The 3779-nt window shown below is 67.2% G+C and carries 3 protein-coding genes and 1 pseudogene; 2 read left to right on the top strand and 2 right to left on the bottom strand.

From position 1 onward, the window contains the following. The first annotated feature begins 809 nt into the window (after positions 1–809). A complete protein-coding gene (locus ABZ810_RS30105) occupies positions 810–2099 on the top strand; it encodes a DUF222 domain-containing protein (RefSeq protein ID WP_358409075.1) in 1290 nt (429 codons plus the stop codon). A 189-nt stretch (positions 2100–2288) separates the two neighbouring features. On the opposite strand, the gene ABZ810_RS30110 is transcribed toward ABZ810_RS30105, so the two are convergent. Both ABZ810_RS30110 and ABZ810_RS30115 read right to left on the bottom strand, forming a co-directional pair. Then, complete coding sequence (locus ABZ810_RS30110) at positions 2289–2567, bottom strand: hypothetical protein (RefSeq protein WP_358409077.1); 279 nt, start codon at positions 2565–2567, stop codon at positions 2289–2291. A gap of 230 nt (positions 2568–2797) precedes the next feature. Next, a complete protein-coding gene (locus tag ABZ810_RS30115; RefSeq protein ID WP_358409094.1) occupies positions 2798–2881 on the bottom strand; it encodes a transposase in 84 nt (27 codons plus the stop codon). A 54-nt stretch (positions 2882–2935) separates the two neighbouring features. Between ABZ810_RS30115 and ABZ810_RS30120 the strand changes: the two are divergent. Continuing rightward, positions 2936–3279: pseudogene (locus ABZ810_RS30120) on the top strand (transposase); the annotation flags it as partial. Between the last annotated feature and the right edge of the window lie 500 nt (positions 3280–3779).

Consider the following 3779-nt stretch of genomic DNA (forward strand, 5'->3'; position numbering starts at 1 on the left):
AGTGCTGAACCCTTTGAGCGCTGAACCCTTTGAGTGCCGCACTTCCTGAGTGCCGCGTTCCCGGAGCACTGCACTCCCTGGCGCCGCGTTCCCTGAGCGCCGCGTTCCCTGAGCGCCGCGTTCCCTGAGCGCCGCGCCCGGCGGCATCGGTCACCCCTTTGGCTCGTTCGTCTGCCCGGGTGCGGGTCGGTGCGGTCTGCTGCTCAAGCTCGGCAGCGACAAGAAAGTGGGTGGGGTGTTGGGGGTTTGATGCTTCGCTGCGGGTCAACACATCTTCGGTTAGATCATTAACCCTTTGGGGTTGGCGGCATCGGTCTCCCCTTTGGCTAGCGCCTATCTCCCGAGTGCGGGGTGGGTGCGGTCTGCTGCTCAAACGCGGCAGCGACAAGAAAGTAGGTGGCCGGTCTCGCTTTCCTGTCATGGTGCGGGTGTTGCTGATCGCTGATGTTCGAACTTTGGGGCCGCGCGAAGCGCGGGTTTCGCCGCGACCTCAGGCGGCAGCGCCGCCTCGGCCTAATCGCATCCTTGGGTTTTTGGGGCCTGCACCAACGTGACAGCAACGCTCGGAGGGGCGGAGGCTTGTGCGCGGTGGGTCAGTCCGGCTCCGCTCAGCCATCCACCAGCAGCAACCCGGCTTGGACTCCGACTCACCCGTCCAGGGCCGCCCGCCGACCGGTGGACGATCAACCACCCAACGGTGCCGCCCGCCGCGACCTGTTTGCACCCCGGTGAATTGTTGGCCACCTGCGGCCAATCGATATGTCCGTAATCAGATAATTGCAATCCGTGACCCTCGATATAATCAAGACATGCATTCGATCGTCGCGGATCTAGAGACCGCCTCCACCACGGAATTGGTGGAAGCGGTAGCCGCGATCGCCACCCAACTCACTCAGAGGCCCGCACCCGACTCCGGTGCCGCCTGCATGGAGCTGGCCGAAGGCCTGGCGCGCGCGTTCGACCAGGGTGAATTCGCATTGGCCGCGATGATCGCAGTAGTGGATCGCACCGGTGAAATGAAAAACTGGGGGCTGCCGTCCACCCAGGCGTGGCTGCGCTGCCGCCTTGGCATGCGGGAAGGCCGCGCCAAGGAGCGCATCACCCTGGCCCGGCAGTTGCCGCGTCTGGGGCGGGTGAGTAAGGACCTGGCCAGCGGTGACCTGTCGCTCGGCTATGCCGCCACCGTCGCCGACGCCGTCCAACGGTTGAACGACGAAGACTGCGCGGCGGCCGAGGACATTCTGTTGAACGCCGCCAACGATGGGCTGTCGGCGGGCAAGGTGGCGCGGTTGGGCCGCAAGATCCACGATCTGGTGGCTGAGCAGAACGGCACCGAGAAGGCGCCCGAGGACGTCAAGCGCGGTTACGAGCGGTCGTGGTTGACGTTGAGCCGGTCGTTGGATGGTGGGTCGTATGTGAACGGGTGGCTCAATCCCGAAGACGCCGCGATCCTGGACGGCACCCTCGGCCACCTGGCCAAACCAGCAGGCAGCGACGACCGACGAGACCTGGGTGAACGGACGGCAGCCGCGTTGACCACGGTGTTGTCGCAGGGCCATAAGGACACCCGGGTCACCGTCATCGCCAACCTCGAAACGCTGATGGGCGAGGACGCGCCCGGTTGGCTACGGGACGGCACCCCCATCCCGGCCGAGCAGGTGCGGCGCCTGGCGCTCACCGCCGGAATCTCACCCCTGCTCCTGGGGCCGGGGAACGTGCCGCTCTACCTGGGGCACACCACCCGCATCGCCAGCCCAGGCCAACGCCGCGTCCTGGAAACCCAATACGACACCTGCGCCGTCCACGGCTGCGAAGTCCCCGGCTTCCTCTGCGAAGTCGACCACGTCGATGGGTGGGCGCTGGGAAACAGCCCGACCGACATCGACAAGCTCGCGCTGTGCTGCGGCTGGCACAACCGGTGGAAGCACACCCACCCGGCACAGATGAAGATCACCAAAGATCAACACGGGTTGTACGTCTACCGGGCGTTGCCACCGGTTGGGATCGCACGATCCCAACGCGGCAGATGGCCCACGGGACGATCACCCGACCCAGGTGACAGCGACACCCCCTGGAGCGATCACCACCTCGCAGCCTGATCGCCCACGAGCAGCCACAACCCGGCGCCAGCCTCAGGCCCGGCGGACGCCCGTCCACCGGGCTTTAGAGGGAGTTTCGTCCTGTGCCTGGTGAGTCAAGTGCCTCGCCAAGTGACAGTGGACTCCGCCAAGTGACAGTGGACTCCCGGGTGAGCCGGCGGCTCATCAGGTCGATCATCGCGACGTGGATCATGGCTTCGGAGCGTGCGGGCAGGGTCTCGTAATTGTGGGCCAGGCGGCGGTGGACCATGAACCGTCCGAACGTCCGCTCGACCACCCAGCGTCGCGGTGGCGGAACAAATCCCCTGGTCGCGGGGTCGCGTCGGGTGAGTTCCAGGTCGATGCCCAGGTAGCTGCGTGGTCGATGACCTGGGTGCGGTAGCCGGTGTCGGACCGGGCCTTGATGATGGTCAGATGCTGCGCGGCGAGGTTGATGAGCAACTGCCGCCCGGCGGTGCTGTCGGACATGCTGGCCGCGGTGACGGTACCGTCGGCAGCAGCCCGAGTGAGTCGGTGATGATGTTGCGCTTGCGGCCCACGATCTTCTTCCGTCATCGGTGCCCTGGCCAGCGCGCGGCACATCGACGGAGGTCTTGACGCTCTGAGAGTCGATGATGCAGGCGCTCGGTTGGGCCCGACGCCCCTCCTGCTCGCAGGCGCAGTAGCCCGGTGAGCTGGGTGAACACCCCGTCGTTCTCTCAGTGGGCGAAGTAGGCGTACACGGTCTGCCAGGGCGGGAAGCCGTGCGGCAGGTAGCGCCAGGGGATGCCGGTTCGGTCCACATACAGATCGCGTCCATAATGGCGGGCTCAGACGGACGGCCGATGCCCAGCGCGGGCCCGGATTCTGTCGACCGCGGGAAACCTGGGGCGAAGATCCATCTGCTGGTCGACCGGGCCGGACTGCCGCTGCCTGTCGGGATCTCGGCGGCCAACAGCCACGACAGCCTGGGCCTGGAGCCACTGGTGCGGGGCATCCCCGCCCATCCGCTCACGACGCGGCCCACGTCGTCGCCGACCGGGCAAGCTGCACGGCGACAAGGGCCACGACTATGCCGCTCTGCGGCACTGGCTGCGTGGCAGGGGGCATCACGCCACGCATCGCCCGCCGTGGCATCGAATCCTCGGCCCGGCTGGACCGTTACCGCTGGGTTGTGGAGCGCACGGTGGTATGGCTGGTCGGCTGCCTCCGACCGGTGCCAGCCGCATGGCGTGGCGGGCGCCCGTTCACCGGGCCGATAGGTACGCCCACAGTCAGGGTAGAGATGCTCCGATCCGTCCTGCGGCCCCCTGCGCGTTGCTAGCCGCATGGCGTGGCGGGCGCCCTGTTCACGGGGCCTACGGGCACGTCCACACGCAGGCCAGGGGCGGCGATGTCTCGATCTCGGCGCGGTCCCCTGTCCGGCGTCGGCCTTATGGTGCGGTGGATGCCCGTCCGCCGGGTCTTTAGGCATGTCCACGCGCGGGGCAGGGGTGGTGATCTCGCGATCTCCCCGCGACCTCCGACCGGTGCCAGCCGCATGGCGTGGCCGGCGCCCGTCCATCGGGCCGATAGGTACGTCCACAGTCAGGGCAGAGATGCCCCGTGGACCACCCCGGGTTGGGTGGAGGCTCTGATACCTGGAAGGGTGAGGGGTTATGGCACCCCCGAGGAAGTACTCGTCTGAGCTGCGGGAACGCG

This window comes from Spirillospora sp. NPDC047279 (assembly GCF_040643285.1).
In the GTDB taxonomy this organism is placed as follows: domain Bacteria; phylum Actinomycetota; class Actinomycetes; order Streptosporangiales; family Streptosporangiaceae; genus Spirillospora.